Source organism: Pseudomonas sp. GD03858 (assembly GCF_029840925.1).
In the GTDB taxonomy this organism is placed as follows: Bacteria; Pseudomonadota; Gammaproteobacteria; order Pseudomonadales; family Pseudomonadaceae; genus Aquipseudomonas.
On record NZ_JAOCDM010000083.1, the window covers coordinates 1 to 25,045 of the forward strand.

Genomic DNA, 25,045 nt, shown 5'->3' on the forward strand with positions numbered 1-25,045 from the left:
CAGAGAATCCTCGGCGAACACCTCTGAGACACACCACGATCCCTCGCCAAACACCTCACCCACACAACCCGATCCCAAGACAGGCCCCTGCCAGCCCTGACACCTATATATAGAAGCCCCAAAAACAAAGCGGGGAGGCCTACCGGCCTCCCCGCTTCTTATATAGCTACACCACCAGGCAATCACTCGGCCTTGAGGCTGACCCGGGCAAACGCCTTCTTGCCTGCCTGGCACACATGGGTCGCACCAATCACGAACATGAAGTCACGGTCGACCACCGCACCATCCACCTTGACCGCACCAGCGCCGAGCAGATCCCGCGCCTGCGCCGAGTTCTTCACCAGGCCAGCCCGGTTCAGCACGGCGGCGATCGGCAGATCTTCAGCGGCGGCCACTTCGATCTCCGGCAGATCCTCCGGCAACTCGCCTTCCTTCATGCGGTTGCCCGCAGCACGGTGGGCATTGGTCGCAGCCTCTTCACCATGGAAACGCGCCACGATCTCCTCGGCCAGCTTGATCTTGATATCCCGCGGATTGGCACCGTTCTCGACATCCACCCGGAACTGATCGATCTCTTCCATCGAACGGAAGCTCAGCAGCTCGAAGTAACGCCACATCAAGGTGTCAGGAATCGACACAAGCTTGCTGTACATCACCCCAGGGGCTTCCTGGATGCCGACATAATTGCCCAACGACTTGGACATCTTCTTCACGCCATCCAACCCTTCGAGCAGCGGCATGGTGACGATGTTCTGCGCCTCCTGACCGTAGGCGCGCTGCAGCTCACGTCCCATCAGCAGGTTGAACTTCTGATCGGTGCCACCCAGCTCGACATCGGCCTTCAGTGCGACGGAGTCGTAACCCTGCACCAGCGGATAGAGGAACTCATGGATCGCGATCGGCTGGTTGGTGGTGTAGCGCTTGTCGAAGTCGTCGCGTTCAAGCATGCGCGCCACGGTGTACTGCGAGGCCAGGCGAATGAAGTCGGCCGGGGTGAGCTGGTCCATCCAGGTCGAGTTGAATGCGACCTCGGTCTTGGCCGGGTCGAGGATCTTGAACACCTGCTGCTTATAGGTCTCGGCGTTGTCCAGCACCTGCTCGCGCGTCAGCGGCGGACGGGTAGCGCTCTTGCCGCTCGGATCGCCGATCATGCCGGTGAAGTCACCGATCAGGAAGATGACCTGGTGCCCCAGCTCCTGAAACTGACGCAGCTTGTTGATCAGCACCGTGTGCCCCAGGTGCAGGTCAGGCGCGGTTGGATCGAAGCCTGCCTTGATGCGCAGCGGCTGGCCGCGCTTGAGCTTCTCCACCAGTTCCGACTCGACCAATACCTCTTCCGCACCGCGCTTGATAAGCGCCAGCTGCTCTTCAACCGACTTCATAGACAGACCCGCAACGCTAGGATTCAAGGGGAGCCAACCATACAAGATCGGCCATCAAATACAAGTTTCGCAAAGGAATGTGACCCAAACGGCGTGCCGCAACGTCTACGCGCCCTTGCGTGAGAATGGATTTGGTTATATTTTATACAGTTATTTCATCTTCATCATGTCATTCATCTTTTCCATTTCACTTTTTTCAAAGTCACCTTACCTATGACCAACGAAACGCCTAAAGCGCCCCCGCTTTATCCGAAAAGCCATCTGTTGGCCGCCAGCGGCATCGCCGCCCTCCTCAGTCTGGCGCTGCTGGTATTCCCTTCCAGTGAAGTCGAAGCGAAGAAAACCACCCTCAGCCTCGAGCTCGAAAGCCCGGCCGAGCAACTGAAGGACGAATCCCGGACTGCTCCGCTGGTGCAGGCCGAGCAGAACAGCGATTCGCCATTCGCCCAGATCGAAGGCGACGAGGCGGATACCGCCAAGACCGAGCCCAAAGCGGAACCCGTCGCGGTAGCCAAGCAGGAAGACAAGACCCCAGGCCATCGCGAAGTGGTCGTGTCTCGCGGCGACACGCTCTCCACCCTGTTCAACAAGGTCGGCCTGCCGGCCAACGTCGTCCACGACGTGCTTGCCAGCAACAAGCAAGCCAAGCAGTTCAGCCAGCTCAAGCACGGCCAGGTGCTGCAGTTCGAATTGGACAAGGATGGCCAACTGACCAGCTTGCACAGCAAGGTCAGCGGCCTCGAGACTATCCGCCTGACCCGTACCGACAAAGGCTTCAGCTTCAATCGCGAGATCAGCAAACCCGTCGTGCGCACCGCCTACGCCCATGGCGTGATCAAGAGTTCGCTGTCCGCCTCCGCCCAGCGCGCCGGCCTGTCCCACAGCATGACCATGGACATGGCGCGCATCCTCGGCTACGACATCGACTTCGCCCAGGACATCCGCCCTGGCGACGAATTCGACGTGGTCTACGAGCAGAAGATGATGGACGGCAAGGTGGTCGGTACCGGCAACATCCTCTCCGCCCGCTTCACCAACCGCGGCAAGACCTACACCGCCGTGCGCTACACCAACAAGCAGGGCAACACCAACTACTACACCGCCGATGGCAACAGCCTGCGCAAGGCGTTCATCCGTACCCCGGTGGACTTCGCCCGCATCAGCTCGCGCTTCTCGGCCGGGCGCAAGCACCCGATCCTCAACAAGATCCGCGCGCACAAGGGCGTGGACTACGCGGCCCCGCGCGGCACGCCGATCAAGGCTGCCGGTGATGGCCGCATCGAGCTGGCCGGCCGCCGTGGCGGTTACGGCAACACCGTGATCATCGCCCACGGCAATTCCTACAAGACGCTCTATGGCCACATGCAGGGCTTCGCCAAGGGCATCAAGACCGGCTCCAGCGTGAAACAGGGCCAGATCATCGGCTATATCGGCACCACCGGCCTGTCGACCGGCCCGCACCTGCACTACGAGTTCCAGGTCAATGGCGTGCACGTCGACCCGCTGAGCCAGAAGGTGCCAATGGCCGACCCGATCGCCAAGTCCGAGCGCCAGCGCTTCAACCAGCAGAGCCAGCCCCTGATCGCGCGCATGGATCAGGAAAAAGCCACTCTGCTTGCCGCCAACAAGCGCTGAGCCCATGGCGCTCTACCTGGGGGTGATGTCCGGCACCAGCCTTGATGGCCTGGACATCGCCCTGATCGAGCAAGACGAGCAGCTGCGGCTGCTCGCCACCCATTACATCCCCATGCCCGTCGACCTGCGTCAGGATCTGCTCGGCCTCTGCGCCAGTGGCCCCGACGAGATCGCCCGCGCAGCCCTGGCGGAAAACCGCTGGGCCACCTTGGCCGCGCAGGGAATCAACCACCTGCTGTCCGCCCAGGGCCTGGCGCCCGACGCCATCCGTGCCATCGGCAGCCACGGCCAGACGGTTCGCCATGAGCCGGCCCGTGGCTTCACCGTGCAGATCGGCAACCCGGCCCTGCTGGCCGAGCTCACCGGCATCTGCGTGGTGGGCGACTTCCGTCGCCGCGACGTGGCGGCGGGTGGCCAGGGCGCGCCCTTGGTGCCGGCGTTTCACGAAGCCCTGTTCGGTCATCTCGGCCAGCGCCTGGCGATCCTCAATGTGGGTGGCTTCAGCAACCTGAGCCTGATCGAGCGCGACCAGCCGGTGCATGGCTTCGACTGCGGCCCGGGCAACGTACTGCTCGATGCCTGGATCGAACGCAAGCAGGGCCAGGCTTTCGATGCCAATGGCAGTTGGGCGGCCAGCGGCACGCCACAGCATGATCTGCTGAACGCGCTACTGAGCGATCCATTCTTTGCCGGCAGCGGGCCGAAAAGCACCGGCCGCGAGGTATTCAACCTGCCCTGGCTGGACGCCCACCTCGCCCGCTTGCCGAAATATCGCGACGAAGACGTTCAAGCCACCCTGCTGGAGCTGACGGCAACCAGCATCATCGACTCGCTGCGCCAGGCCCAGGATGGCACCGACGCCCTGCTGGTGTGCGGCGGCGGCGCGCGCAACGGTGCACTCATGGCGCGCCTGGCCGCGCTGCTGCCGGCGGCGAAGGTGGCCAGCACCGCCGCGCACGGCGTGGACCCTGACTGGGTCGAGGCCATGGCCTTCGCCTGGCTCGCCCACTGCTGCCTGGAAGGCATTCCCGCCAACCGCCCCAGCGTGACCGCCGCCAAGGGCCTGCGCATCCTCGGCGCGATCTACCCCGCCTGAGCGGGTCGCAAAATGCAAAACGCCGCGCAATAGCGCGGCGTTTTGCATTACGGTGCAGCGATCAGATCGAGAACGACGAGCCGCAGCCACAGGTCGTGGTGGCATTCGGGTTCTTGATGACAAAGCGCGAGCCTTCCAAGCCTTCCTGGTAGTCCACCTCGGCACCCGCCAGATACTGGAAGCTCATTGGATCGACGACCAGGGCCACGCCCTCGCGCTCGACGATGGTGTCATCCTCGGCCACATCCTCATCGAAGGTGAAGCCGTACTGGAAGCCCGAGCAGCCACCGCCCGTCACGAACACACGCAGCTTCAGTCGATCGTTGCCCTCTTCGCTGACCAAGGTCTTCACCTTGTGCGCAGCCCCGGGGGTGAACTCCAAAGCCGTGGGGGTGAAGGTTTCGACGCTCATGTTGACTCTCCCGGCGCAGTGCCGCCATAAAACTCGATGGGGCGTATTATCCGCTTGTCCGAGAAAATCGGTCAACAATACGAAAGCTGCAAGTGACAAGCTACAAGCTGCAAGCCAATCGCAACACGATCACTTGCAGCTTGAGCCTTGCAGCTCACCGCTGCTCTTAAGGCAGCAGACCGGCGTGGGACAGGCCCATGCGCTCGTCCAGGCCGAACAGGATGTTGAGGTTCTGCACCGCCTGGCCCGACGCGCCCTTGACCAGGTTGTCGATCACCGACAGCACCACCACCAGGTCGCCGCCCTGCGGCCGGTGCACGGCGATACGGCAGACGTTGGCGCCCCGCACGCTGCGGGTTTCCGGATGGCTGCCAGCCGGCATCACATCGACGAATGGCTCGTCGGCATAGCGTTTCTCGAACAGCGCCTGCAGGTCGACCGAGGTGTCGGCGACCGTAGCGTACAGGGTGGCATGGATACCACGGATCATCGGCGTCAGGTGCGGCACGAAGGTCAGGCCGATATCCTTGCCAGCAGCCAGGCGCAGGCCCTGGCTGATTTCCGGCAAGTGGCGATGCCCTTTGACGGCGTAGGCCTTCATGCTCTCGCCGGCCTCGCAGAACAGCGAGCCCACGGCGGCACCCCGTCCAGCGCCGCTGACGCCCGACTTGCAGTCTGCGATCAGGCGGGACGGATCGGCCAGGCCGGCCTCCAGCAGCGGCAGGAAGCCCAGCTGGGTGGCGGTCGGATAGCATCCAGGCACGGCGATCAGGCGCGCCTGGCGGATCTTTTCGCGGTTTACTTCCGGCAAGCCATAGACCGCGTCCTTGAGCAGCTCTGGCGCGCCATGCGGCTGACCGTACCACTTGCCCCACTCGACCGCATCCTGCAGGCGGAAGTCGGCGGACAGGTCGATTACCTTGGTCCCGGCCGCCAGCAGTTCACCGGCCAGGGCATGAGCCACACCATGGGGGGTAGCGAAGAACACCACGTCGCAGGCCGCCAGGGTCTTGCTGTCCGGCACGCTGAACGCCAGGCCGTCGTAGTGGCCACGCAGGTTCGGGTACATGTCGGCAACCGCCACGCCCGCTTCGGAGCGCGAGGTGATGACCGCCACCTCGGCTTGTGGATGCTGCGCCAGCAGACGCAGCAGTTCGACACCGGTGTAGCCCGTGCCGCCGACGATACCGACCTTGATCATGACGCTTGCCCCTTATCAACGAGACCACTGGAAAGCGCACGATAATAGGGGGCCGGGGCCCCTGTAACAACTCTTCGGATGACCCTTCGGGGCCTTGACCTCTACTATCTGACGACCGTGAAACCTGAAGGAACTCCCCATGCTCTATCTATGGATCAAGGCGCTGCATATCGTCAGCGTGGTCTGCTGGTTCGCCGGCCTGTTCTACCTGCCGCGCCTGTTCGTGTACCACGCCCAGAGCCAGGACAGCATCAGCCTCGAACGCTTCACCACCATGGAGCGCAAGCTGTACCGGGGCATCATGAACCCGGCGATGATCGCCACCTACGTGTTCGGCGGCTGGATGCTCTATCTCAACCCCGGCTGGCTGAGCCAGGGCTGGCTGCACGCCAAGCTGACCCTGGTGGCGTTGCTCACCGTCTACCATCACATGTGCGGTGCCCAGCGCAAGCGCTTCGCCGCTGGCACCAACACCCACGGACATGTCTACTATCGCTGGTTCAACGAAGTGCCGGTGCTGATCCTGCTGGGCATCGTAATTCTGGTGGTGGTCAAACCGTTCTGACGATATCCAGCCACTTACAGGAGTTTTGCCATGGCCTTGGCCCCCTCGCTCGAACGAAAACTGCGCCTGCCCCTGGTGGCGGCGCCGATGTTCCTGATCTCCAACCCCCAGCTTGTACTCGCCTGTTGCGCCAATGGCGTAGTGGGCAGCTTCCCGGCGCTGAACCAGCGTGACAGCGCCGGGTTCAAGGCCTGGCTCGAGGAGATCGAAGCTGGCCTGGCGGCACTGCACCAACCAGCGCCCTATGCCGTCAACCTGATCGTGCACAAGTCCAACCCACGGCTGGAAGCCGACCTGGCGCTGTGCGTCGAGCACCGCGTACCGATCGTCATCACCAGCCTGGGCGCGGTGAAGGAGGTGGTCGATGCGGTGCATGGCTATGGCGGGCTGGTGTTCCATGATGTGACCACGCGCCGGCACGCGGAAAAGGCCGCCGAAGCTGGCGTCGACGGCCTGATTGCCGTGGCTGCGGGCGCGGGCGGGCACGCCGGCACCTGGAGCCCACTGGCCCTGCTGGCAGAGATCCGTCAGTTCTTCGACAAGACCGTGCTGCTCTCCGGCTGCCTCAACCACGGCCATGAGCTGCTCGCCGCGCAGGTACTAGGCGCCGACCTCGGCTACATGGGCACGCGCTTCATCGCCACCCGTGAAAGCCAGGCCGATGAGGCCTATAAACAGATGATCCTCGGTGCCAACGCCACCGACGTGGTGCTGACACCGGCAGTATCCGGTATCCCCGCCAACTTCCTGCGCCAGAGCCTGGAGCAGGCCGGTTATGATCCGGCAGCACTCAAGGGCGCGCACGAGGCCGGCAAGCTCAAGCCAATCGGCGACGAAGCCAAGGCCTGGAAAACGATCTGGTCGGCAGGCCAGGGGGTCGGCGAGATCAAGGACCTGCCCAGCGTCGCCGAGCTGATCGAACGACTGCACGACGAGTACCGCAAGGCCCTGGAGAGTAGCTCGCGGCTAGGCAGCAACTTCTTGTAGCAAACCGGCCACGCTGTACACTAGGCGCCCCTTACGCCCCCAGGAGCCTTGCATGACCCGTTACGCCATGATCACCGGTGCTTCCAGCGGCCTGGGCCTGGCCCTGGCGGAAGCCCTGGCACGGCGTGGGCGCAACCTGATCCTGGTGGCACGCCAGCGCGAGACGCTGGAGCCGGTGGCCATCGAGCTGGCCCAGCGGTTTGGCGTCGAGGTGCTGCTGCGCGCCTGCGACCTCAGCCAGCCGCTGCGCCTGTCCGGCTTCGTGCTGGAACTGGAGGAAGGCGAGCGGCGCATCGACCTGCTGGTCAACTGCGCCGGGCTGCGCACCTACGGACCGTTCCTGGCCCATGAGTGGGCAGACGAACAGGACCTGCTCGAAGTCAACATCCTCGCCCTGAGCCGACTGTGCCATGCCATCGGCAACCTCATGGCGATACAGGGTGGCGGGCAGATTCTCAACGTCGCCGGGCTTGCCGGGGTCGCTCCCGGCCCCTGGATGGCCGCCTACGCTGCAAGCAAGGCCTATGTGCTGAGCTTTTCCGAAGCGTTGCGCGAAGAGCTTCGTCGCGCCGGAATCAAGGTGTCGGTGCTATGCCCGGGGCCGGTGCGCTCGCCCAAGCGCCGCATCCCGCGGCTCGAAGGCGGCAGCCGCTGCCCCAGCCCGGAAGAAATCGCCCTGTACACCGTTCGCGCACTGGACAAGAACCGCGCCCTGATCATGCCGGGCCGGCGCAATCGCTGGCTGGCCTTCGCCCCACGCCTGCTGCCGCGCTGGCTGACGCGCAAGCTGGCCGGGGCAATCCATCGCCGTTACTGCCCAATCGGCATGGAATAGCCACTGGGCGAGGGGCATCGGGCTCAGTACACTCAGCCCCGACACTCACCATGGAGCACGTGCTGTGGACGATTTATTCCTCAAAATCATCAACCGGGAGATCCCGGCGAAGATCATCTACGAAGACGACCAGGTCCTGGCCTTCCACGATATCGCCCCCCAGGCCCCGATTCACTTCCTGGTCATCCCGAAGAAACATATCCGCACCCTCAACGACCTGACCGAAGAAGACAAAGGTCTGGCCGGCCACATCCTGTTCACCGCCCAGCGCCTGGCCAAGGAGCTCGGTTGCGAGGACGGCTTCCGCGTGGTGATGAACTGCAACGAGCAGGGCGGCCAGACCGTCTACCACATCCACATGCACGTGCTCGGCCAGCGCCAGATGCACTGGCCGCCGGGCTGATCCAAGGCAAGCCCGCCCAAGGGTATTGAGGTAGACTGTCGGGCATCACTTCAGCGGAGGTGCCCGATGGCTACCGAACGTCACTATTCGCCGCTCGACCGCTTGTTGCTGCAGGCCGATACCGCCATGCGCACCTTGCTGCCCTTCAGCGGCCAACCTTCCCGCCCGTCGCCGGCGATCATCCAGCCGGACGCCGAGCTCGACGAGCAGCAGACCCGCCACATCGCCGGCCTGATGCGCATCAACCACACCGGCGAAGTCTGCGCCCAGGCGCTCTACCAGGGCCAGGCCCTGACCGCCAAGCTGCCCCAGGTACGCAAGGCCATGGAGCACGCGGCGGAAGAAGAAATCGACCACCTGGCCTGGTGCGAGCAGCGCATCCGTCAGCTCAACAGCCACCCCAGTGTGCTCAATCCACTGTTCTACGGCATGTCGTTCGGCATCGGCGCCCTCGCCGGCCTGGTCAGCGACAAGGTCAGCCTGGGCTTCGTCGCGGCCACCGAGCACCAGGTGTGCAAGCACCTCGACGAGCACCTGGAACAGATCCCCGAGAGCGATGGCAAGTCCCGCGCTATCCTCGAGCAGATGCGCGTCGATGAAGAGCAGCATGCCGAGTCCGCGCTGGAAGCGGGCGGCTACCGGTTCCCGGCGCCCGTGCGGTTCGGCATGAGCCTGCTGGCCAAAGTCATGACCAAGAGCACCTACCGCATCTGAGGCATACGCCATGGAACGCTTCGACGCCAAGGACCTGGCACGCGCCGTGAGCGCCGGCGTGCTGCAGCCGGGACAGGATCGGGCCCTGCTGGACTTCCTGCGCCAGCAGCCACAGAGCAGTGGCAGCTTCCAGCTGGCCCACGTCGCCTTCTACTTCGGCGCCCTGCTGATCATGGGCGCCATGGGCTGGCTGCTCACCGAGGCCTGGATGCGTATCGGCGATAGCGCATTGCTGGTGATCGCGCTGGTCTATATCGCCGGGCTCACCTTGTTCGCCCTGTCCCTGCAGCGCCGCGGCCAACCCATCGCCGCGGGCGTGCTGGCCGCCGTGGCGGTGAGCATCGTGCCGCTGGCGGTCTTCGCCATCGAGCGGCTCGTTGGCTGGTGGCCGATGGACGATGCACAAGGCGACTATCACCAGTACTACACCTACGTGCAGGGCGGCTGGCTGGCCATGGAAGCGGCGACGGTGCTCGCCGGCCTGCTGATGCTGAGGCTGGTTCCCTTTCCGTTCATCGTCATGCCGATCGCCGTGGCACTGTGGTTCATGTCCATGGACCTCAGCGAATGGGTCTACGGTGACCTGTTCAGCTGGGAGCAAAGGCGCACGGTGTCGCTGTGGTTCGGCCTGGGCTTGTTGCTGGTGTTCGTCGTGATCGACGGGCGCACCCGCCGCGACTATGCCTTCTGGGGCTACCTGGCCGGGCTGGCGGCGTTCTGGGGCGGGCTGACGATGATGGACAGCGCCAGCGAGTGGGGCAAGTTCCTGTACTGCCTGATCAACCTGGGGCTGATGGGCCTGGCCGTGCTACTGCGCAGGCCGGTGTTCATGGTGTTCGGGGCAATGGGGGTGGCAGCCTATCTCGGCTACCTGTCGTACGACGTGTTCGCCGATTCGCTGCTGTTCCCCTTGGTGCTGACCTTGATCGGTCTGGGCGTGATCGCACTGGGGCTGCAGTACCAGAAGCGGCGCGAGCGACTCAGCGAAGCGCTGCAGGCGAAGCTGCCGCAGTGGCTGCGGGACGCCTTGCCGGCGTTGCGCCATTGATCGCCTGAGGCCGATATCGCGGGGCAAGCCCCCACAGTGCAAGGGAGCTTGCCCCGCGATCGTTTTCAAGCCAGCTCGACGATTTCGTAACCATGGGTGATTTCCACACCCGCGCGATCGAGCATGATCGAGGCCGAGCAATACTTCTCCGCCGACAGCTCCACCGCGCGCTTGACCTGCGCTTCCTTCAGACCACGGCCCTTGACCACGAAGTTCAGGTGGATCTTGGTAAACACCTTGGGATCTTCACTGGCGCGCTCGGCCTCCAGGAAGGCCTCGCAGCTTTCCACGGCCTGGCGTGACTTCTTGAGAATGCTGACTACATCGAAACTGCTGCAGCCACCGAGGCCGAGCAGGAGCATCTCCATCGGGCGCACCCCCAGATTACGTCCCCCGGCTTCGGGCGGGCCGTCCATCACCACGACATGGCCGCTCCCCGACTCGCCGAGGAACATTGCTTCACCGGCCCACTGGATGCGTGCCTTCATCTATCCGGACTCCCGATCTCGTAAAAGGGTGTCAGCTTAGTCCTTGTAGCGCTGTCGGAAAAGCTCAAGGCATGTCGCTTTTGTGCCGATGCAGGGGGCAGTGTCTGATAAGCTGGCGCCAAATGACTGGCGCATCTCGCCAGACGATCTATACAAAAGCCAATGCGTCGCATCGAACAGGATTTCGTGATGGTTGCCTCAGCCCTGCCCCCCAAGATCAAGAATATCGACAAGCTCCTGGCGCATTGCCAGCGTCGTCGCTACGCCGCCAAGAGCAACATCATCTGCGCGGGCGACCGGGCCGAGACCTTGTCGTTCATCGTCAAGGGCTCGGTAACCATCCTGATCGAGGACGACGACGGCCACGAAATGATCATCGCCTACCTCAACAACGGCGACTTCTTCGGCGAACTGGGTCTGTTCGAGCCCGCTGGCCAGGAACACCAGCGTAGCGCCTGGGTACGGGCCAAGACCGAATGCGAAGTGGCCGAGATCAGCTACGACAAGTTCCGCGAACTGGGCCGGCAAGACCCGGAAATCCTCTACGCCCTCGGCGCCCAGATGGCCCAGCGCCTGCGCAACACCACGCGCAAGGTCGGCGACCTGGCGTTCTTCGACGTCACCGGGCGTGTCGCCCGCTGCCTGCTCGACCTGTGCAAGCAGCCGGACGCCATGACCCACCCCGACGGCATGCAGATCAAGATCACCCGCCAGGAAATCGGTCGCATCGTCGGTTGTTCGCGCGAGATGGTCGGCCGCGTGCTGAAGGATCTCGAAGAACGCAGCCTGGTGCAGGTCAAGGGCAAGACCATGGTGGTCTACGGCACCCGTTAGTCCGTCGGTAGCGCCGCGACCACCTCGGCGTACGCCTGCGACAGGCGCTCGAACCAGGGCGCGGCGGGCACCACTTCGTGCAACGCGATGTGGCTATCGGCCCGCACGCGCTGCTCCAGCCCGCAGCACTCGTTGAAGCGGTTGACCGCCGCGACCATCGCTTCGCGCTCGTTGTCGAGCAACAACGCGCCATGCACCAGCACCACCGGTCGTTTGCCGCCCAACCCCTGGCGCCAGCGCTGGGCGGTGCCGACCAGTTTGCGAGCGTTGAGATTGACGTTGTAGCGACCGTCGCAGAACGCGCCATCGATCTCCCCCACCGAGGCGACACCCCCCCACTCGCGCAGCACCTCGCACAACGGCAGGCACAGGCGCTCGTAGGCGTTCTCGATACGCCCATGGTCGCCTTCGCTGCGCGGCGCGACGTAGACCAGGGCCACATTCACCGTCGCGTGGGATTGCGGCACCGGTTCGCCGCCAGTCTCGCGCAGCAGCACCGGCCAGCCGGCGACAGCCAGCTCGGCGCAGGCGGCCTCGAAGTTGTCCAGCCGGCTCATGCGCCGCGGCATGACCAGGGCATGGTCGGTCGGGCGCCAGAACAGCACGCCGGATTCACGCTCGCCGCGACAGACGGCGGCCAACAGATCCTGTTCGGCGTGCAGGCCCTGTTCGACGGTGAGGGCCAGGGGTTGATCGGTCATTGATCCACCTTTGATGTTGGATTCTCTGGCCTCTTCGCGGGTAAACCCGCTCCCACAGGACCTGCACTCCCATTGAGAGCAACAGAATTCCTGTGGGAGCGGGTTTACCCGCGAAAGGACCGGAACAGGCAAACACAAAAGCCGGCAAGAATTGCCGGCTCTCTGTTCGATCAGTCCAATTGCTGAACGGTCTTCTTCACCTGGTCGGGGAAGAACAGTCGCTGCAGTTCCAGCCCCGGCTGCTCGGCGCGCATGAACGCCTCGCCGACCAGGAACGAATACACCTCGTTGATTTCCATCAGCTCGACATCGGCACGGTTGAGAATGCCGCTCTCGGTGATGGCCAGGCGATCGCGGGGGATGCGCGGCAGTAGGTCGAGGGTAGTCTCCAGGCTGACTTCGAAGGTATGCAGATTGCGGTTGTTGACCCCGACCAACGGTGTATCGAGGGTCTTCAACGCACGCTCCAGCTCATCGCCGTCATGCACTTCGACCAGCACGTCGAGGCCGACGTCCTTGGCGGTGGCGGCCAGCTCGGCCATCTTCACGTCATCCAGCGCCGACACGATAAGCAACACGCAGTCGGCGCCCAGGGCACGGGCTTCGACGATCTGGTACGGATCGACCATGAAATCCTTGCGGATCACTGGCAGCGATACCGCGGCACGGGCCTGCTGCAGGTAGACGTCGGCGCCCTGGAAATAGTCCACGTCGGTGAGCACCGACAGGCAGGTCGCCCCACCCTTTTCGTAGCTGACGGCAATGTCCGCTGGCACGAAGTGCTCGCGGATCACGCCCTTGCTCGGCGAAGCCTTCTTGATTTCGGCGATCACCGCCGGCTTCTTGCGCTTGGCCTGCTCGATCAGCGCGTTGGCAAAGCCGCGCGGGGCGTCGGCGGCCTTGGCCAGGCGTTCCAGTTCGGCGAGGCTGACCCGCGCGCTGCGCTCGGCGACTTCCTGGAACTTGCGGGCGATGATCCTTTCCAGAACCGTGGGTACACTCATGCTTCGTTCTCCACCTTGAATACCGCGGTAAAGGCGCCCAGTTCCTGCAGCTTTTCCCAGGCCAGCCCGGTATGCACCACGTCGTGGGCCAGTTCCACGCCCTGGGCCAGGGTCATCGCGTGGTCGGCGGCGTACAGCGCGGCGCCAGCGTTGAGCACGATCATCTCGGCGGCCTTCTGGCCGTTCTCGGTCTTGCGCCGCCCCAGGGCGTCACGGATCAGTTCCAGCGACGCCTGTGGCCCCTCGACGGCAAGTCCATGCAGGCTCTGGCTCTTCATGCCAAGGTCTTCCGGCTCGACCCAGTACTCGGTGATCTGGTCATTCTTCAGTTCGGCGACGAAGGTCGGCGCGGCCAGGCTGAACTCGTCCAGGCCATCCTTGGAGTGCACCACCAGCACGTGCTTGCTGCCCAGGCGCTGTAGCACCTCGGCCAATGGGCGACACAGCGCCTGGGTGAATACCCCGACGACCTGGTGCTTCACACCGGCCGGATTCGTAAGCGGGCCGAGCATGTTGAACAAGGTGCGCAGCCCCAGGTCGCGGCGCGGGCCGGCGGCATGCTTCATGGCGCTGTGATGGGTCTGGGCGAACATGAAGCCGATGCCGAGGCTGTCGATGCAGCGCGCCACCTGCACTGGCGTCAGGTTGAGGTAGATGCCCGCGGCCTCCAGCAGGTCGGCACTGCCGCTCTTGCCGGACACCGCGCGGTTGCCGTGCTTGGCCACGGTGCAGCCCGCCGCCGCCAGGACGAAGGCCGAGGCGGTGGAAACGTTGAAAATGTTGGCGCCGTCGCCACCGGTGCCGACGATGTCGACCACGCCGTCGAGGCTCTTGAGCTCGACCTTGTCGGCCAGCTCGCGCATCACCGACACGGCGCCGACGATCTCGTCGATGCTCTCGCTCTTCATGCGCATGCCCATCAGGAAGGCGCCGATCTGCGCCTCGCTGCACTGGCCGGTCATGATCTGGCGCATCACCTCGCGCATTTCCTCGGTGGACAGGTCCAGGTGGCCGACGATACGGCTCAAAGCGGTCTTGATATCCATGATCGGTCCTTAACGGCGGCCGCCGGTCTGCTTGAGGAAGTTGGCGAACAGCTCGTGGCCCTGCTCGGTGAGGATGGATTCGGGGTGGAACTGTACCCCTTCGACATTCAGGGTCTTGTGACGCAGGCCCATGATTTCATCGACGGAGCCGTCCTCATGCGCGGTCCAGGCGGTCACTTCCAGGCAATCCGGCAAGGTGTCGCGCTTGACCACCAGCGAGTGGTAGCGCGTCACCGTCAGCGGATTGTTCAGGCCGGCGAACACGCCCAGGTCGCGGTGCAATACCGGGCTGGTCTTGCCGTGCATCACCTGGCGCGCGCGCACCACGTCGCCGCCGAAGGCCTGGCCAATGGACTGGTGACCCAGGCACACGCCCAGGATCGGCAGCTTGCCGGCGAAGTGCAGGATGGCCTCGATGGAGACACCTGCCTCGCTCGGCGTGCAAGGGCCGGGGGACACGACGATGCGCTCGGGGTTGAGGGCTTCGATCTGGGCGATGGTCATTTCATCATTGCGAATGACCTTGACCTCGGCACCCAGCTCGCCGAGGTACTGCACGACGTTGTAGGTGAAGGAGTCGTAGTTGTCGATCATCAGTAACATCTGCAATCAACCTCTTGAATACTGACTTTTTGATTCGAGCCTTCCACTGCCGGTCACGGGCGCGGGCAGTTGCGCGCGAGGCGGCTGGTGAAACGAACGGAAGGCAAACGGGGACGGGCCGGGCGGAGCCGGCAGGGGAAAAGTCAGGCGCGCCAACGCCAACGGGCGACGGCCTTGATAACGCGCATCAAGAGTTTGCTGACGATCAACACGGGGTAGGTCTCGTTCATACGTTCCCGGACAGTAACCTACCGGGGCGGCGGGCGCAATACGCCCGTAAACACGGGGAAACGAACGCGATGACAGGCAAAGACCGGCGATTTGCTATGGTCATGCAGCGTGTCCCGATAAAAACAACGAAAAGGATATTCATGCATGCACAAAGCTCCTTTGCTGCGCACGTCCATCGGTGCCCTGGCGCTGGCTTGCAGCCAGGCGATGGCCGCTCCATCGCCCTACAACTCACTGGTCGTCTTTGGTGACAGCCTAAGCGATGCCGGGCAGTTTCCCGACCTGACCGGCGGCACCGCCGGCATGCGCTTCACCAATCGAGACGCCGACGGCAACTACGCACCGGTCTCGCCGATGATCCTCGGCGCCAGGCTGGGCCTCGGTGACGCCTCGCTCGGCCCATCCACTTCGCTCACCCACCTGCTGCAGGGATTGCCGGACGGCAACAACTGGGCGGTAGGCGGCTACACCACGCAACAGATCCTCGACTCGATCACCCCCCGTTCAAAAGCAGTCATTCCCCCAGGCCAACCCGGCGCTGGCACCGTGTTGCGTGAACGCCCCGGCTATCTGGCCGGAGGACTGGGAGCCGATCCCAACGCGCTGTACTACCTGACCGGCGGCGGCAACGATTTCCTCCAGGGCCTGGTCACCAGCCCCGCCAGCGCCGCAGCTGCCGGCGCCCGCCTGGCGGCCAGCGCCCAGGCCCTGCAACAGGCCGGCGCGCGGTACATCATGGTCTGGCTGCTGCCCGATCTGGGCCAGACCCCGAACTTCAGCGGCACCCCCCAACAGGGTCCGCTGTCGCAACTGTCCAGCGTGTTCAACCAGTCGCTGGTCAGCCAGCTTGCCGGTATCGATGCCCAGATCATTCCACTGAACGTACCGTTGCTGCTCCAGGAGGCACTGGCCGATCCGACGCAATTTGGCCTGGCCGCCGATCAGAACCTGGTCGGCACCTGCTACAGCGGCAACAGCTGCGCTGGCAACCCGGTCTACGGCGCCAACGGCACCACACCGGACCCGACCCGGTTGCTGTTCAACGACTCCGTGCACCCGACCATCGCCGGCCAGCAACTGATCGCCGACTACGGCTATTCGATCCTGGCGGCGCCTTGGGAACTGACCTTGCTGCCGGAAATCGCCCACGCCAGCATCCGCGCCCACCAGGACGAGCTGCGCAACCAGTGGCAGACACCCTGGCAGGCGCTCGGCCAATGGCAGGCGTTCGTCGCCACCGGCGGCCAGGACCTGGACTTCGGCAGCCAGCGCAGCGCCGCCAGCGGCGACGGACGCGGCTACAACCTGACCCTCGGCGGCAGCTACCGGCTCGACGAGGCCTGGCGCGTGGGCTTGGCCGCCGGGGTTTACCGGCAGAAGCTCGAGGCCGGCCAGCAAGACTCGGACTACAAGCTCGACAGCTACCTGGCCAGCGCCTTCGCCCAGTTCCGCCAGGATCGCTGGTGGGCCGACGCGGCATTGACCGCCGGCCACCTCGACTACCGCGACCTGAAGCGCAGCTTTGCCCTGGGTGTGAACGAACGCAGCGAGAAAGGCGATACCGATGGCGAAGCCTGGGCGGTGACCGCGCGACTGGGTTACAACCTGGCCGCCGCGAGCAGCACCTGGCAGCTGGCACCGTTCATCAGCGCCGACTATGCGCGGGTCAAGGTCGATGGCTACGACGAGAAGAGCGATCGCTCGACGGCACTTGGCTTCGACGATCAGGAACGTACGTCACGTCGACTGGGGGTCGGCTTGCTCGGTAGCGTGCAGATCCTGCCGACGACCAAGCTGTTCGCCGAGGTGGCCCGCGAGCATGAGTTCGAGGATGACCAGCAGGATCTGCGCATGCACCTGACCCGCCTGCCGGCGAACGACTTCACCCTCACTGGGTATACGCCGCACAGCAACCTGACCCGCGCCAGCCTGGGCGTGGCCCATGAACTGGTGCCGGGAGTGAATCTGCGAGGGAACTACAACTGGCGCAAGAGTGATGAATTGCGCCAGCAGGGGGTGAGCGTGGCGGTGAGCGTCGACTTCTGAGTGGCCGGGGCTGCTGTGCAGCCCCGATCAAACTACTTGGCGCAGGTCTGCTCGGCCAAGGCCACCGCGCGGAACATCGCCCGGCGCTTGTTGATGGTCTCTTCCCACTCCAGCGCCGGCACCGAGTCGGCGACGATCCCGCCACCGGCCTGCACATGCAGCTCGCCGTCCTTGATCACCGCGGTGCGGATGGCGATGGCGGTGTCCATGTTGCCGTTCCAGGCGAAGTAACCCACCGCGCCACCGTAGACCCCACGCTTGACCGGCTCCAGTTCGTCGATGATTTCCATGGCGCGAATCTTCGGCGCGCCGGACAAGGTGCCGGCTGGCAGGATCGCGCGCAGCGCATCCATCGCGGTGAGCCCTTCGCGCAACTGCCCGGTCACGTTGGAGACGATGTGCATGACGTTGGAGTAGCGCTCGATCACCATCTTTTCGGTCAGGCGCACGCTGCCGGTCGCAGAGACGCGACCGACATCGTTGCGGCCCAGGTCGATGAGCATCAGGTGCTCGGCGATTTCCTTGTCGTCCGACAGCAGGTCGTCTTCCAGCGCGCGATCGGCCTCTTCGCTGGCGCCACGCGGGCGAGTACCGGCGATCGGGCGAACGGTGACCAGGTTGTCCTCGACCCGCACCAGCACCTCCGGCGAGCTGCCGACCACATGGAAGTCGCCGAAGTTGAAGAAGTACATGTACGGCGTGGGGTTGAAGCAGCGCAGGGCCCGGTACAGGTCGATGGGCGCGGCCTTGAAGTCGATCGACATGCGTTGCGACGGCACCACCTGCATGCAGTCGCCAGCCAGGATGTACTCCTTGATGCGGTCTACGGCATTTTCATAATCGGCGCGGGTGTAGCTGGAGCGGAACTCCGGCTCCGCGGCTGGCGGGCCACCAAGGTCGAGGCCGCGACGCGGGGCAATCGGCTGGCGCAGGGTTTCCAGCAGCCCTTGCAGACGCGCCTGGCCCTGCTCGAAGGCCTGCGCCTCGGCCGGGTCGACCAGCACGATCGCGTGCATCTTGCCCGCCAGGTTGTCGAACACCACCACGGCATCGGACACCATCAGCAGGATGTCCGGCACGCCCAGCGGATCCGGATTGGGGCTCGCGCCCAGGCGTTTTTCCACGTAGCGCACGCAGTCATAGCCGAAGTAACCGACCAGGCCACCGTTGAAGCGCGGCAGCCCCGGAATGTCGGCGACCTTGTAGCGATCCTTGAACGCCTCGACGAAGGCCAGCGGATCCTCGACGTCGTGGCTCTCCACCTCGACCCCGTCCTGCAGGATGCTGACATGGTAGCCATGCACCCGCAGCACGGTGCGCGACGGCAGGCCGATCATCGAGTAGCGCCCCCACTTCTCGCCGCCCTGCACGGACTCGAGCAGGTAGGAGTTGGGCTGGTCGGCAAGTTTCAGGTAGATCGACAGCGGCGTGTCGAAGTCGGCCAGGGTTTCGCAGGCCAGGGGGATGCGGTTGTAGCCGGCAGCGGCCAGGCGCAGGAATTCTTCGCGGATCATGGGTAGCCTCGTGGCAAGCAGCAATGGGGTCGGGCAAGCGGACGGGCCGGCAGGCGCCGGCGGGCAGGAGTCAGGCGCGCCAGCGCCAACGGGCCAGGGCCTTGATGACTTTCATCCAGAATTTGCCGGTAACCACCACGTCGTTGTCTCTGCTTTGCGGGGCTTTAAGGTCCGCCAACGTTATCCCAGTGTCGGTGACTAAGCAACCGGGCAGCAGCAGGCGCAGGTCGCTGATCACCAGGCTGGGCGACTCTTCGTCAATGGGCCGCCCATGGTTGTAGCCATAGGTCAGGCCGACACACTGCACACCCGCCGCCCTGGCCGCCAGCACATCGCTGCGCGAATCGCCGACGAACAGCGACTCGGCCGGGGAAACGCCGGCCATTTTCATGACGAACAGCAGCGCCGCCGGGTCGGGCTTCTTCTGCGGGAGGGTATCGCCGCCAATGATCCAGCGGAAGTAACGACCGATCTTCATCTGATCGAGCAAGGGTGCGACGAAGCGTTCGGGCTTGTTGGTGATCAGCGCCATCTCCACGCCTTGCTTGCGCAGCCAGCGCAGGGTGTCGCGCACACCGGGGTAGACCATGGTCAGTTCGTGGTTGTCGGCATAGGCCTCCATGAACAGCGCCAGGGCGCGTTCGGCCAGCTCGTCGTCCACTGCATCGTGGTCGATGCCACCGGCCAGGGCTCGGCGCACCAGCACCTGGGCGCCATTGCCGACCCAGTGGCGCACCGCCTCCAGCCCGGCGGGCGGGCGCCCGAGTTCGAGCAGCGTGCGGTCGACGGCTGCGGCCAGGTCCGGTACCGAGTCGATCAGGGTGCCATCCAGATCGAACATCACCAGCCTGGGCAGCGTCCCCGGGAACAGCTGCTCGAAGCCGCTCATGCGCGTGCCAGCGCCATTTCGGCACGCATCTTGTCGATGACTTCCTTGTAGTCCGGGGCGTTGAAGATCGCCGAGCCGGCCACGAAGGTGTCAGCGCCGGCGGCGGTGATCTCGCGGATGTTGCCTACGTTGACGCCGCCGTCGATCTCAAGGCGGATGTCACGGCCGCTGGCATCGATCAGCGCGCGGGCCTCGCGCAGCTTGTCGAGGGTGCCTGGGATGAACTTCTGCCCGCCGAAGCCTGGGTTGACGCTCATCAGCAGGACCATGTCGACCTTGTCCATCACGTACTTCAGCGCATCCAGGCCGGTGGCCGGGTTGAACACCAGGCCGGCCTTACAGCCGCCGTCGCGGATCAGTTGCAGCGAGCGGTCGATGTGCTGGGAGGCTTCCGGGTGGAAGGTGATGTAGGTGGCGCCGGCCTCGATGAAGTCGCCGATGATGCGGTCGACCGGGCTGACCATCAGGTGCACGTCGATCGGTGCGGTCACGCCGTACTTGCGCAGGGCGCTGCAGACCATCGGACCGATGGTCAGGTTGGGTACGTAGTGGTTGTCCATGACATCGAAGTGGACGATGTCGGCCCCAGCGGCCAGGACCTTGTCGACGTCCTCGCCCAGGCGGGCGAAATCGGCGGACAGAATGGAGGGGGCAATAGCGTAGGGCTGCATGGCGCACCTGTTGGGCAGAATCACGGTGGCGCGCATTGTAACTCAGCGAAGCGAATGAGGGCTGATTGGTATCAATCCTGTGCCGGCCCTTCGCGGGTTTACCCGCGAAGAGGCCGGTAAAAACGACGAAGAATCATGCCGGCTGCTGGGTTCTCAGCTTTTCGCTACGCCCGCGCAACCACTCCAGGGTCAGCAGCAGAATCACCGAGAAGGCGATCAGCAGGGTGGCCGCCGCCGCGATGGTCGGGCTCAGGTTCTCGCGAATGCCGCTGAACATCTGCCGTGGCAAGGTCGCCTGCTCCGGCCCGGCGAGGAACAGGGTCACCACCACCTCGTCGAACGACGTGGCGAAGGCGAACAGCGCCCCGGAGATCACCCCGGGCGCGATCAGCGGCAAGGTCACCCGACGGAAGGCCAGCAAAGGCGACGCTCCCAGACTGGCCGCCGCACGTACCAGGTTGTAGTTGAAGCCCTGCAGCGTGGCCGACACGGTGATGATCACGAACGGCACGCCCAGCACCGCATGCACCAGGATCAACGACAAGAAGCTGTTGCCCATGCCCAACGGGGCGAAGAACAGGTAGCTGGCCACGCCGATGATCACCACCGGCACCACCATCGGCGAGATCACCAGCGCCATCACCAGCGACTTGCCGGGGAAGTCGCCGCGCGTCAGGCCGATGGCCGCCAGGGTGCCGAACACCATGGCCAGCAGCGTGGCCGCCGGGGCGACGATGATGCTGTTCTTCAGGGCGCGCATCCATTCGGCGGAGGCGAAGAAGTCCTGGTACCAGTGCAGAGAAAAGCCCTGCAGCGGATAGACCAGGAAACTCCCGCTGTTGAACGACAGCGGTACGATCACCAGCACCGGCAGCACCAGGAACAGCAAAATCAGGCCGCACAGGATGCGCAGGCTGTAGAACCACACCCGTTCCACGGGCGACATGTAGGGGCTCAGCATGACAAGGCTCCTCAACTCAGGCGCAGGCGGCTGGCGCCGACCAGCCAGCTATAGATCAGATACAGCAGCACGGTCGCCAGCAGCAACAGCCCGCCCAGCGCGGTGGCCATGCCCCAGTTGATGCTGGTGTTGGTGTAGAAGGCGACGAAGTAACTGACCATCTGGTCGTTGGGGCTGCCCAGCAGCGCCGGGGTGATGTAGTAGCCGATGGCCAGGATGAACACCAGCAGGCAGCCGGCACCGACACCGGCGTAGGTCTGCGGGAAGTACACCCGCCAGAAACTGGCGAACGGGTGGCAGCCCAGGGAGATCGCCGCGCGCATGTAGCTGGGCGAAATGCCCTTCATCACGCTGTACAGCGGCAGGATCATGAATGGCAGCAGGATGTGCACCATCGAGATGTACACGCCGGTACGGTTGAACACCAGTTCCAGCGGTTGATCGATGATGCCGATGGCCATCAGCGCGCTGTTGATCAGGCCACCGGACTGCAACAGCACGATCCACGCCGCCACCCGCACCAGGATCGAAGTCCAGAACGGCAGCAGCACCAGGATCATCAGCAGGTTGCTCTGGCGGGTCGGCAGGTTGGCCAGCAGGTACGCCAGCGGGTAGGCCAGCACCAGGCAGATCACGGTGATCACCACGCCCATCCACAGGGTGCGGGCAAAGATATCCAGGTAGATGGCCTGGTCCGGCGTGGCCTTGGCCAGTTCGCCAAGGTCGTCGATGCGGTGATCGACGGAGGCCAGCAGGTAGAAAGAGGTGACCGTGCTGGTGTTGCGGCGGATCGCCTGCCAGTAGGCCGGATCGCCCCAACGCTCGTCCAGCGCTTGCAGGGCATCCTTGTAGGACCCGGGCTCGGCCTTGAACGGCAGCGCCCGCGCGGTCTTGGCCAGCAGGCTGCGGTAGCCGGCCAGCTCCATGTTCAGGCGCTTGGAAAGGTCGCCCAGGGTCTGGTTCTTGCGCGACTCGGCCAGGTCCTGGCTCAGGGCCTTGTAGACCTCCTCGCCGGGCAGGCTCTTGCCGTCCCACCGCGCCACCGCCTCGACGGTACGCGGCAGGCCGGCGACCACCTCGGGGTTGCCGACGCTCTTGTACAGCAGCGCCGCGATCGGCACCAGGAACACCAGCAGGAGGAACAGCGCCAGCGGCGCGATCAACGCCTGGGCCTTCCAGCGGTTGACCCGCTCGGCATGCTTGAGGCGCTGCTTGAGGCTTTTACCCGCGCCTTCGTTGAGGGGCACTGCAATGGCCATGGCGAACTCCGGGGGAAACAGGGGTGGGGACTCTGTGGGAGCGGCCTTGCGTCGCGATGGGCTGCGAAGCAGCCCCGGCGAGCATGCATGATGCCGAGATCCCGGGGCCGCTACGCGCCCCATCGCGACACAAGACCGCTCCTACAGGGTTACTTCTTCGCCGCCCAGGCGTTGAAGCGTTGCTCCAGCTGCTCGCTGTTGTCGGCCCAGAAGGCCACGTCGATCTGCACCTGGTTGGCGATGTTCTCAGGCGTGGTCGGCATGTCTTTCTTCACCGCATCGGCCAGCAGCGGGACGGCCTTGGAGTTGGCCGGGCCGTAGGCGATGTTCTCGGAGTAGGTCTTCTGCTGTTCAGGCTGGACGGTGTAGGCGATGAATTTCTTCGCCTCTTCCACATCCTTGGCGCCTTTCGGGATGGCCCAGGCGTCGAAGTCGTAGATGCCGCCGTTCCATACCACCTTGAGGTTGCTTTCTTTCTGCACCGCGGCGATGCGGCCGTTGTAGGCCGAACTCATGACCACGTCACCCGAGGCCAGGTACTGCGGCGGCTGGGCACCGGCCTCCCACCACTGGATGCTCGGCTTCAGCTCGTCGAGCTTCTTGAAGGCGCGATCCACGCCCTCCTTGGTGCCCAGCACCTGGTAGACGTCCTTCGGTGCGACGCCATCGGCCATCAAGGCGAACTCCAAGGTGTACTTGGCGCCTTTGCGCAGGCCGCGCTTGCCCGGGAATTTCTTCGTGTCCCAGAAGTCGGCCCAGCTGGTGGGCGCGGTCTTGAGCTTGTCGGCGTTGTAGGCCAACACCGTCGACCAGACGAAGAAGCCCACGCCGCAAGGCTGAATGGCACCTTTGACGTAGTCGCTCTCATTGCCGAACAGGGCCGGGTCGAGCTCCTCGAACATGCCTTCGTCACAGCCGCGCGCCAGCTCCGGCGACTCCACCTCCACCAGGTTCCACGACACGCTGTTGGTATCGACCATGGCCTTCACCTTGGCCATCTCGCCGTTGTACTCCCCGGCGATGATCTTGCCCTTGCCGGCCTTCTCCCAAGGCTCGTAGAACGCCTTGACCTGGGCCGCCTTGTTGGCGCCGCCGAACGACACCACCGTGAGGTCCGCGGCCAGCGTCTGGCCCGCGACAACCAGGCCCAGCGCCAGCGCGGTCAGTTTCAACTGCTTGTGCATTATTGTTCTCTCCACAGTACAGGGTTGGTGAAGCATTCCATCAGTGGGCTTCGGCAATCGGATCGAGCGCGCGGGCGTGCTCCACCGCCCAGCCCAGCGGAACCACATCGCCCACGGCCAGGGCCGGGTCGAGCTCGGCGATCGGCTGCTTCACGAAGAAGTCGGCCTTGCCGCAGACTTCCAGGCGCACGCGCACGTGATCGCCCAGGTAGATGAACTCGGCGACACGGCCCGAGAAACGGTTCACGCAGTTTTCGCCATGGCCGTTGAGGCGTACCCGCTCGGGGCGGATCGACAGGGTCACCGGCTCACCGGCCTGGCCGACGTTCACCGCCAGCGCCTCGACCCGCTCGCCGCGTGGCAACTGCACCTGGCAGCGCTCGCCGTCGCTCGCCAGCAGGGTGCCGTTGAGGCGGTTGTTCTCGCCGATGAAGTTGGCGACGAAGGTATTGCAGGGCGCCTCGTAGAGCGTGCGCGGATCGGCGATCTGCTGGATCTCGCCCTGATGGAACACCGCCACCCGGTCGGACATGGTCAGCGCCTCACCCTGGTCGTGGGTCACGTACACCACCGTCACGCCGAGGCGCTGGTGGATGTGCTTGATCTCCATCTGCATGTGTTCGCGCAGTTGCTTGTCCAGCGCGCCGAGCGGCTCGTCCATCAGCACCAGTTGTGGCTCGAACACCAGGGCACGGGCCAGCGCCACGCGCTGCTGCTGGCCACCGGACAGCTGGCCCGGGTAGCGCTTGGCGAAGGCGTCGAGTTGAACCATGTTGAGCACGCGCTTGACCCGCTCGCTGATGTCGGTCTTGCTCAGGTTGCGCACGGTCAGCGGAAAAGCCAGGTTCTCGGCCACGGTCATGTGCGGGAACAGCGCGTAGTTCTGGAACACCATGCCGATGTCGCGCTTGTGCGGTGGCACGTTGTTGATCGAACGCCCGGCCAGCTGGATTTCACCGGCGGTGGGGGTCTCGAAGCCGGCCAGCATCATCAGGCTGGTGGTCTTGCCCGAGCCGGAGGGGCCGAGCAAGGTGAGGAACTCGCCCTTGCGGATGTCCAGGTTGAGGTCCTTGACGATCAGCGATTCGCCGTCGTAGCTCTTCTGCACACCTCGGAAGCTGACCAGCGTCTCGTTCGAACTCGCCTCGCTCATGCCCTGCACCTTCTTGTTGGAATGACTGCGTGGGCACAGCGTAGAAGAGGCGCAAGCCCTCGCAAATCGGGGGCGCTGAGAGAATGGCATCGTCCGGGCAGAAGATTTGCCGTAGGGATCGCCCTACAAAGATGACGCTTTCAGGACAGACACGTTCCCTTGTAGGAGCGGCCTTGTGTCGCG

The 25,045-nt window shown here is 64.5% G+C and carries 25 protein-coding genes; 10 read left to right on the top strand and 15 right to left on the bottom strand.

Going from position 1 to position 25,045, the window contains the following annotated elements; genetic code table 11:
• Nucleotides 1-182: 182 nt before the first annotated feature.
• A complete protein-coding gene (gene tyrS / locus N5D48_RS18820) occupies nucleotides 183-1,382 on the bottom strand; it encodes a tyrosine--tRNA ligase (RefSeq protein ID WP_279887107.1) in 1,200 nt (399 codons plus the stop codon).
• A 213-nt stretch (nucleotides 1,383-1,595) separates the two neighbouring features.
• Here tyrS and N5D48_RS18825 point away from each other — a divergent pair, with 213 nt between their 5' ends.
• Nucleotides 1,596-3,017 carry a peptidoglycan DD-metalloendopeptidase family protein gene (locus N5D48_RS18825; RefSeq protein ID WP_279887108.1) on the top strand — a complete coding sequence of 474 codons (1,422 nt, stop codon included), beginning with the start codon at nucleotides 1,596-1,598 and terminating at the stop codon, nucleotides 3,015-3,017.
• Between the two features lie 4 nt (nucleotides 3,018-3,021).
• On the top strand, nucleotides 3,022-4,113 hold the full coding sequence (locus tag N5D48_RS18830) for an anhydro-N-acetylmuramic acid kinase (RefSeq protein WP_279887110.1): 1,092 nt from the start codon (nucleotides 3,022-3,024) through the stop codon (nucleotides 4,111-4,113).
• Nucleotides 4,114-4,174: 61 nt separating this feature from the next.
• Here N5D48_RS18830 and erpA read toward each other — a convergent pair whose 3' ends face one another.
• A complete protein-coding gene (gene erpA, locus N5D48_RS18835; protein WP_166885563.1) occupies nucleotides 4,175-4,525 on the bottom strand; it encodes an iron-sulfur cluster insertion protein ErpA in 351 nt (116 codons plus the stop codon).
• Between the two features lie 166 nt (nucleotides 4,526-4,691).
• Nucleotides 4,692-5,726, bottom strand: coding sequence for an N-acetyl-gamma-glutamyl-phosphate reductase (gene argC / locus N5D48_RS18840; RefSeq protein ID WP_279887114.1), 1,035 nt, complete (start codon nucleotides 5,724-5,726; stop codon nucleotides 4,692-4,694).
• 139 nt (nucleotides 5,727-5,865) lie between these two features.
• Here argC and hemJ point away from each other — a divergent pair, with 139 nt between their 5' ends.
• The 6 genes from hemJ to N5D48_RS18870 all read left to right on the top strand — a co-directional run bounded on the left by hemJ (nucleotide 5,866) and on the right by N5D48_RS18870 (nucleotide 10,278).
• Nucleotides 5,866-6,291 carry a protoporphyrinogen oxidase HemJ gene (gene hemJ / locus N5D48_RS18845; protein ID WP_279887116.1) on the top strand — a complete coding sequence of 142 codons (426 nt, stop codon included), beginning with the start codon at nucleotides 5,866-5,868 and terminating at the stop codon, nucleotides 6,289-6,291.
• A gap of 30 nt (nucleotides 6,292-6,321) precedes the next feature.
• Nucleotides 6,322-7,278, top strand: a complete 957-nt coding sequence (locus N5D48_RS18850) for a nitronate monooxygenase family protein (protein WP_279887118.1) — start codon at nucleotides 6,322-6,324, stop codon at nucleotides 7,276-7,278.
• A gap of 52 nt (nucleotides 7,279-7,330) precedes the next feature.
• Nucleotides 7,331-8,113, top strand: coding sequence for an SDR family oxidoreductase (locus tag N5D48_RS18855; protein WP_279887119.1), 783 nt, complete (start codon nucleotides 7,331-7,333; stop codon nucleotides 8,111-8,113).
• A gap of 64 nt (nucleotides 8,114-8,177) precedes the next feature.
• Nucleotides 8,178-8,516 carry a histidine triad nucleotide-binding protein gene (locus N5D48_RS18860; protein WP_279887120.1) on the top strand — a complete coding sequence of 113 codons (339 nt, stop codon included), beginning with the start codon at nucleotides 8,178-8,180 and terminating at the stop codon, nucleotides 8,514-8,516.
• 66 nt (nucleotides 8,517-8,582) lie between these two features.
• On the top strand, nucleotides 8,583-9,230 hold the full coding sequence (gene coq7, locus N5D48_RS18865; protein ID WP_279805750.1) for a 2-polyprenyl-3-methyl-6-methoxy-1,4-benzoquinone monooxygenase: 648 nt from the start codon (nucleotides 8,583-8,585) through the stop codon (nucleotides 9,228-9,230).
• Between the two features lie 10 nt (nucleotides 9,231-9,240).
• A complete protein-coding gene (locus tag N5D48_RS18870) occupies nucleotides 9,241-10,278 on the top strand; it encodes a DUF2157 domain-containing protein (RefSeq protein ID WP_279887121.1) in 1,038 nt (345 codons plus the stop codon).
• A gap of 65 nt (nucleotides 10,279-10,343) precedes the next feature.
• Here the strand turns inward: N5D48_RS18870 and N5D48_RS18875 are convergent, their stop codons facing one another.
• Complete coding sequence (locus tag N5D48_RS18875) at nucleotides 10,344-10,766, bottom strand: OsmC family protein (RefSeq protein ID WP_213659316.1); 423 nt, start codon at nucleotides 10,764-10,766, stop codon at nucleotides 10,344-10,346.
• A 189-nt stretch (nucleotides 10,767-10,955) separates the two neighbouring features.
• On the opposite strand from N5D48_RS18875, the gene crp reads away from it, so the two are divergent.
• Entirely contained in the window at nucleotides 10,956-11,600 is a 645-nt protein-coding gene (gene crp / locus N5D48_RS18880; protein ID WP_279887122.1) for a cAMP-activated global transcriptional regulator CRP, read from the top strand.
• On the opposite strand, the gene N5D48_RS18885 is transcribed toward crp, so the two are convergent.
• From N5D48_RS18885 to N5D48_RS18900, 4 genes are all read right to left on the bottom strand, one after another.
• Entirely contained in the window at nucleotides 11,597-12,301 is a 705-nt protein-coding gene (locus N5D48_RS18885) for a lipoate--protein ligase family protein (RefSeq protein WP_279887123.1), read from the bottom strand. The genes crp and N5D48_RS18885 overlap by 4 nt on opposite strands.
• Nucleotides 12,302-12,471: 170 nt before the next feature.
• The gene (trpC, locus tag N5D48_RS18890) at nucleotides 12,472-13,305 is read right to left on the bottom strand and encodes an indole-3-glycerol phosphate synthase TrpC (protein WP_279887124.1); all 834 of its coding nucleotides are present in this window, start codon (nucleotides 13,303-13,305) and stop codon (nucleotides 12,472-12,474) included.
• Nucleotides 13,302-14,351, bottom strand: a complete 1,050-nt coding sequence (trpD, locus tag N5D48_RS18895) for an anthranilate phosphoribosyltransferase (RefSeq protein ID WP_279887125.1) — start codon at nucleotides 14,349-14,351, stop codon at nucleotides 13,302-13,304. The genes trpC and trpD overlap by 4 nt, the downstream gene beginning before the upstream one ends.
• A gap of 9 nt (nucleotides 14,352-14,360) precedes the next feature.
• Nucleotides 14,361-14,954 carry an aminodeoxychorismate/anthranilate synthase component II gene (locus N5D48_RS18900; RefSeq protein WP_279887134.1) on the bottom strand — a complete coding sequence of 198 codons (594 nt, stop codon included), beginning with the start codon at nucleotides 14,952-14,954 and terminating at the stop codon, nucleotides 14,361-14,363.
• A gap of 375 nt (nucleotides 14,955-15,329) precedes the next feature.
• Here N5D48_RS18900 and estP point away from each other — a divergent pair, with 375 nt between their 5' ends.
• Nucleotides 15,330-17,231, top strand: a complete 1,902-nt coding sequence (gene estP / locus N5D48_RS18905) for an esterase EstP (protein ID WP_279887126.1) — start codon at nucleotides 15,330-15,332, stop codon at nucleotides 17,229-17,231.
• Nucleotides 17,232-17,263: 32 nt separating this feature from the next.
• Here estP and trpE read toward each other — a convergent pair whose 3' ends face one another.
• The 7 genes from trpE to N5D48_RS18940 form a co-directional block, all read right to left on the bottom strand.
• On the bottom strand, nucleotides 17,264-18,745 hold the full coding sequence (gene trpE, locus N5D48_RS18910; RefSeq protein WP_279887127.1) for an anthranilate synthase component I: 1,482 nt from the start codon (nucleotides 18,743-18,745) through the stop codon (nucleotides 17,264-17,266).
• 70 nt (nucleotides 18,746-18,815) lie between these two features.
• Nucleotides 18,816-19,634, bottom strand: a complete 819-nt coding sequence (locus N5D48_RS18915) for a phosphoglycolate phosphatase (protein ID WP_279887128.1) — start codon at nucleotides 19,632-19,634, stop codon at nucleotides 18,816-18,818.
• Nucleotides 19,631-20,305 (bottom strand): ribulose-phosphate 3-epimerase, encoded by a 675-nt coding sequence (rpe, locus tag N5D48_RS18920; protein ID WP_028689018.1) that lies wholly within the window; start codon nucleotides 20,303-20,305, stop codon nucleotides 19,631-19,633. The genes N5D48_RS18915 and rpe overlap by 4 nt, the downstream gene beginning before the upstream one ends.
• A gap of 133 nt (nucleotides 20,306-20,438) precedes the next feature.
• The gene (locus N5D48_RS18925) at nucleotides 20,439-21,266 is read right to left on the bottom strand and encodes an ABC transporter permease (protein WP_279887130.1); all 828 of its coding nucleotides are present in this window, start codon (nucleotides 21,264-21,266) and stop codon (nucleotides 20,439-20,441) included.
• 11 nt (nucleotides 21,267-21,277) lie between these two features.
• Nucleotides 21,278-22,525 carry an ABC transporter permease gene (locus N5D48_RS18930; protein ID WP_279887131.1) on the bottom strand — a complete coding sequence of 416 codons (1,248 nt, stop codon included), beginning with the start codon at nucleotides 22,523-22,525 and terminating at the stop codon, nucleotides 21,278-21,280.
• A 149-nt stretch (nucleotides 22,526-22,674) separates the two neighbouring features.
• Nucleotides 22,675-23,709 (bottom strand): ABC transporter substrate-binding protein, encoded by a 1,035-nt coding sequence (locus N5D48_RS18935; RefSeq protein ID WP_279887132.1) that lies wholly within the window; start codon nucleotides 23,707-23,709, stop codon nucleotides 22,675-22,677.
• A gap of 40 nt (nucleotides 23,710-23,749) precedes the next feature.
• Entirely contained in the window at nucleotides 23,750-24,862 is a 1,113-nt protein-coding gene (locus N5D48_RS18940) for an ABC transporter ATP-binding protein (protein WP_279887133.1), read from the bottom strand.
• Between the last annotated feature and the right edge of the window lie 183 nt (nucleotides 24,863-25,045).

Coding starts and splice junctions, on each gene's coding strand:
- N5D48_RS18830 (WP_279887110.1), top strand. CDS start 3,022: ATGGCGCTCTACCTGGGGGTGATGTCCGGCACCAGCCTTGATGGCCTG.
- erpA (WP_166885563.1), bottom strand. CDS start 4,525: ATGAGCGTCGAAACCTTCACCCCCACGGCTTTGGAGTTCACCCCCGGG.
- crp (WP_279887122.1), top strand. CDS start 10,956: ATGGTTGCCTCAGCCCTGCCCCCCAAGATCAAGAATATCGACAAGCTC.
- trpC (WP_279887124.1), bottom strand. CDS start 13,305: ATGAGTGTACCCACGGTTCTGGAAAGGATCATCGCCCGCAAGTTCCAG.
- coq7 (WP_279805750.1), top strand. CDS start 8,583: ATGGCTACCGAACGTCACTATTCGCCGCTCGACCGCTTGTTGCTGCAG.
- estP (WP_279887126.1), top strand. CDS start 15,330: ATGCACAAAGCTCCTTTGCTGCGCACGTCCATCGGTGCCCTGGCGCTG.
- N5D48_RS18940 (WP_279887133.1), bottom strand. CDS start 24,862: ATGAGCGAGGCGAGTTCGAACGAGACGCTGGTCAGCTTCCGAGGTGTG.
- N5D48_RS18935 (WP_279887132.1), bottom strand. CDS start 23,709: ATGCACAAGCAGTTGAAACTGACCGCGCTGGCGCTGGGCCTGGTTGTC.
- trpD (WP_279887125.1), bottom strand. CDS start 14,351: ATGGATATCAAGACCGCTTTGAGCCGTATCGTCGGCCACCTGGACCTG.
- N5D48_RS18885 (WP_279887123.1), bottom strand. CDS start 12,301: ATGACCGATCAACCCCTGGCCCTCACCGTCGAACAGGGCCTGCACGCC.
- trpE (WP_279887127.1), bottom strand. CDS start 18,745: ATGATCCGCGAAGAATTCCTGCGCCTGGCCGCTGCCGGCTACAACCGC.
- N5D48_RS18875 (WP_213659316.1), bottom strand. CDS start 10,766: ATGAAGGCACGCATCCAGTGGGCCGGTGAAGCAATGTTCCTCGGCGAG.
- hemJ (WP_279887116.1), top strand. CDS start 5,866: ATGCTCTATCTATGGATCAAGGCGCTGCATATCGTCAGCGTGGTCTGC.
- N5D48_RS18850 (WP_279887118.1), top strand. CDS start 6,322: ATGGCCTTGGCCCCCTCGCTCGAACGAAAACTGCGCCTGCCCCTGGTG.
- N5D48_RS18870 (WP_279887121.1), top strand. CDS start 9,241: ATGGAACGCTTCGACGCCAAGGACCTGGCACGCGCCGTGAGCGCCGGC.
- N5D48_RS18925 (WP_279887130.1), bottom strand. CDS start 21,266: ATGCTGAGCCCCTACATGTCGCCCGTGGAACGGGTGTGGTTCTACAGC.
- rpe (WP_028689018.1), bottom strand. CDS start 20,305: ATGCAGCCCTACGCTATTGCCCCCTCCATTCTGTCCGCCGATTTCGCC.
- tyrS (WP_279887107.1), bottom strand. CDS start 1,382: ATGAAGTCGGTTGAAGAGCAGCTGGCGCTTATCAAGCGCGGTGCGGAA.
- N5D48_RS18855 (WP_279887119.1), top strand. CDS start 7,331: ATGACCCGTTACGCCATGATCACCGGTGCTTCCAGCGGCCTGGGCCTG.
- N5D48_RS18825 (WP_279887108.1), top strand. CDS start 1,596: ATGACCAACGAAACGCCTAAAGCGCCCCCGCTTTATCCGAAAAGCCAT.
- N5D48_RS18915 (WP_279887128.1), bottom strand. CDS start 19,634: ATGAGCGGCTTCGAGCAGCTGTTCCCGGGGACGCTGCCCAGGCTGGTG.
- argC (WP_279887114.1), bottom strand. CDS start 5,726: ATGATCAAGGTCGGTATCGTCGGCGGCACGGGCTACACCGGTGTCGAA.
- N5D48_RS18900 (WP_279887134.1), bottom strand. CDS start 14,954: ATGTTACTGATGATCGACAACTACGACTCCTTCACCTACAACGTCGTG.
- N5D48_RS18930 (WP_279887131.1), bottom strand. CDS start 22,525: ATGGCCATTGCAGTGCCCCTCAACGAAGGCGCGGGTAAAAGCCTCAAG.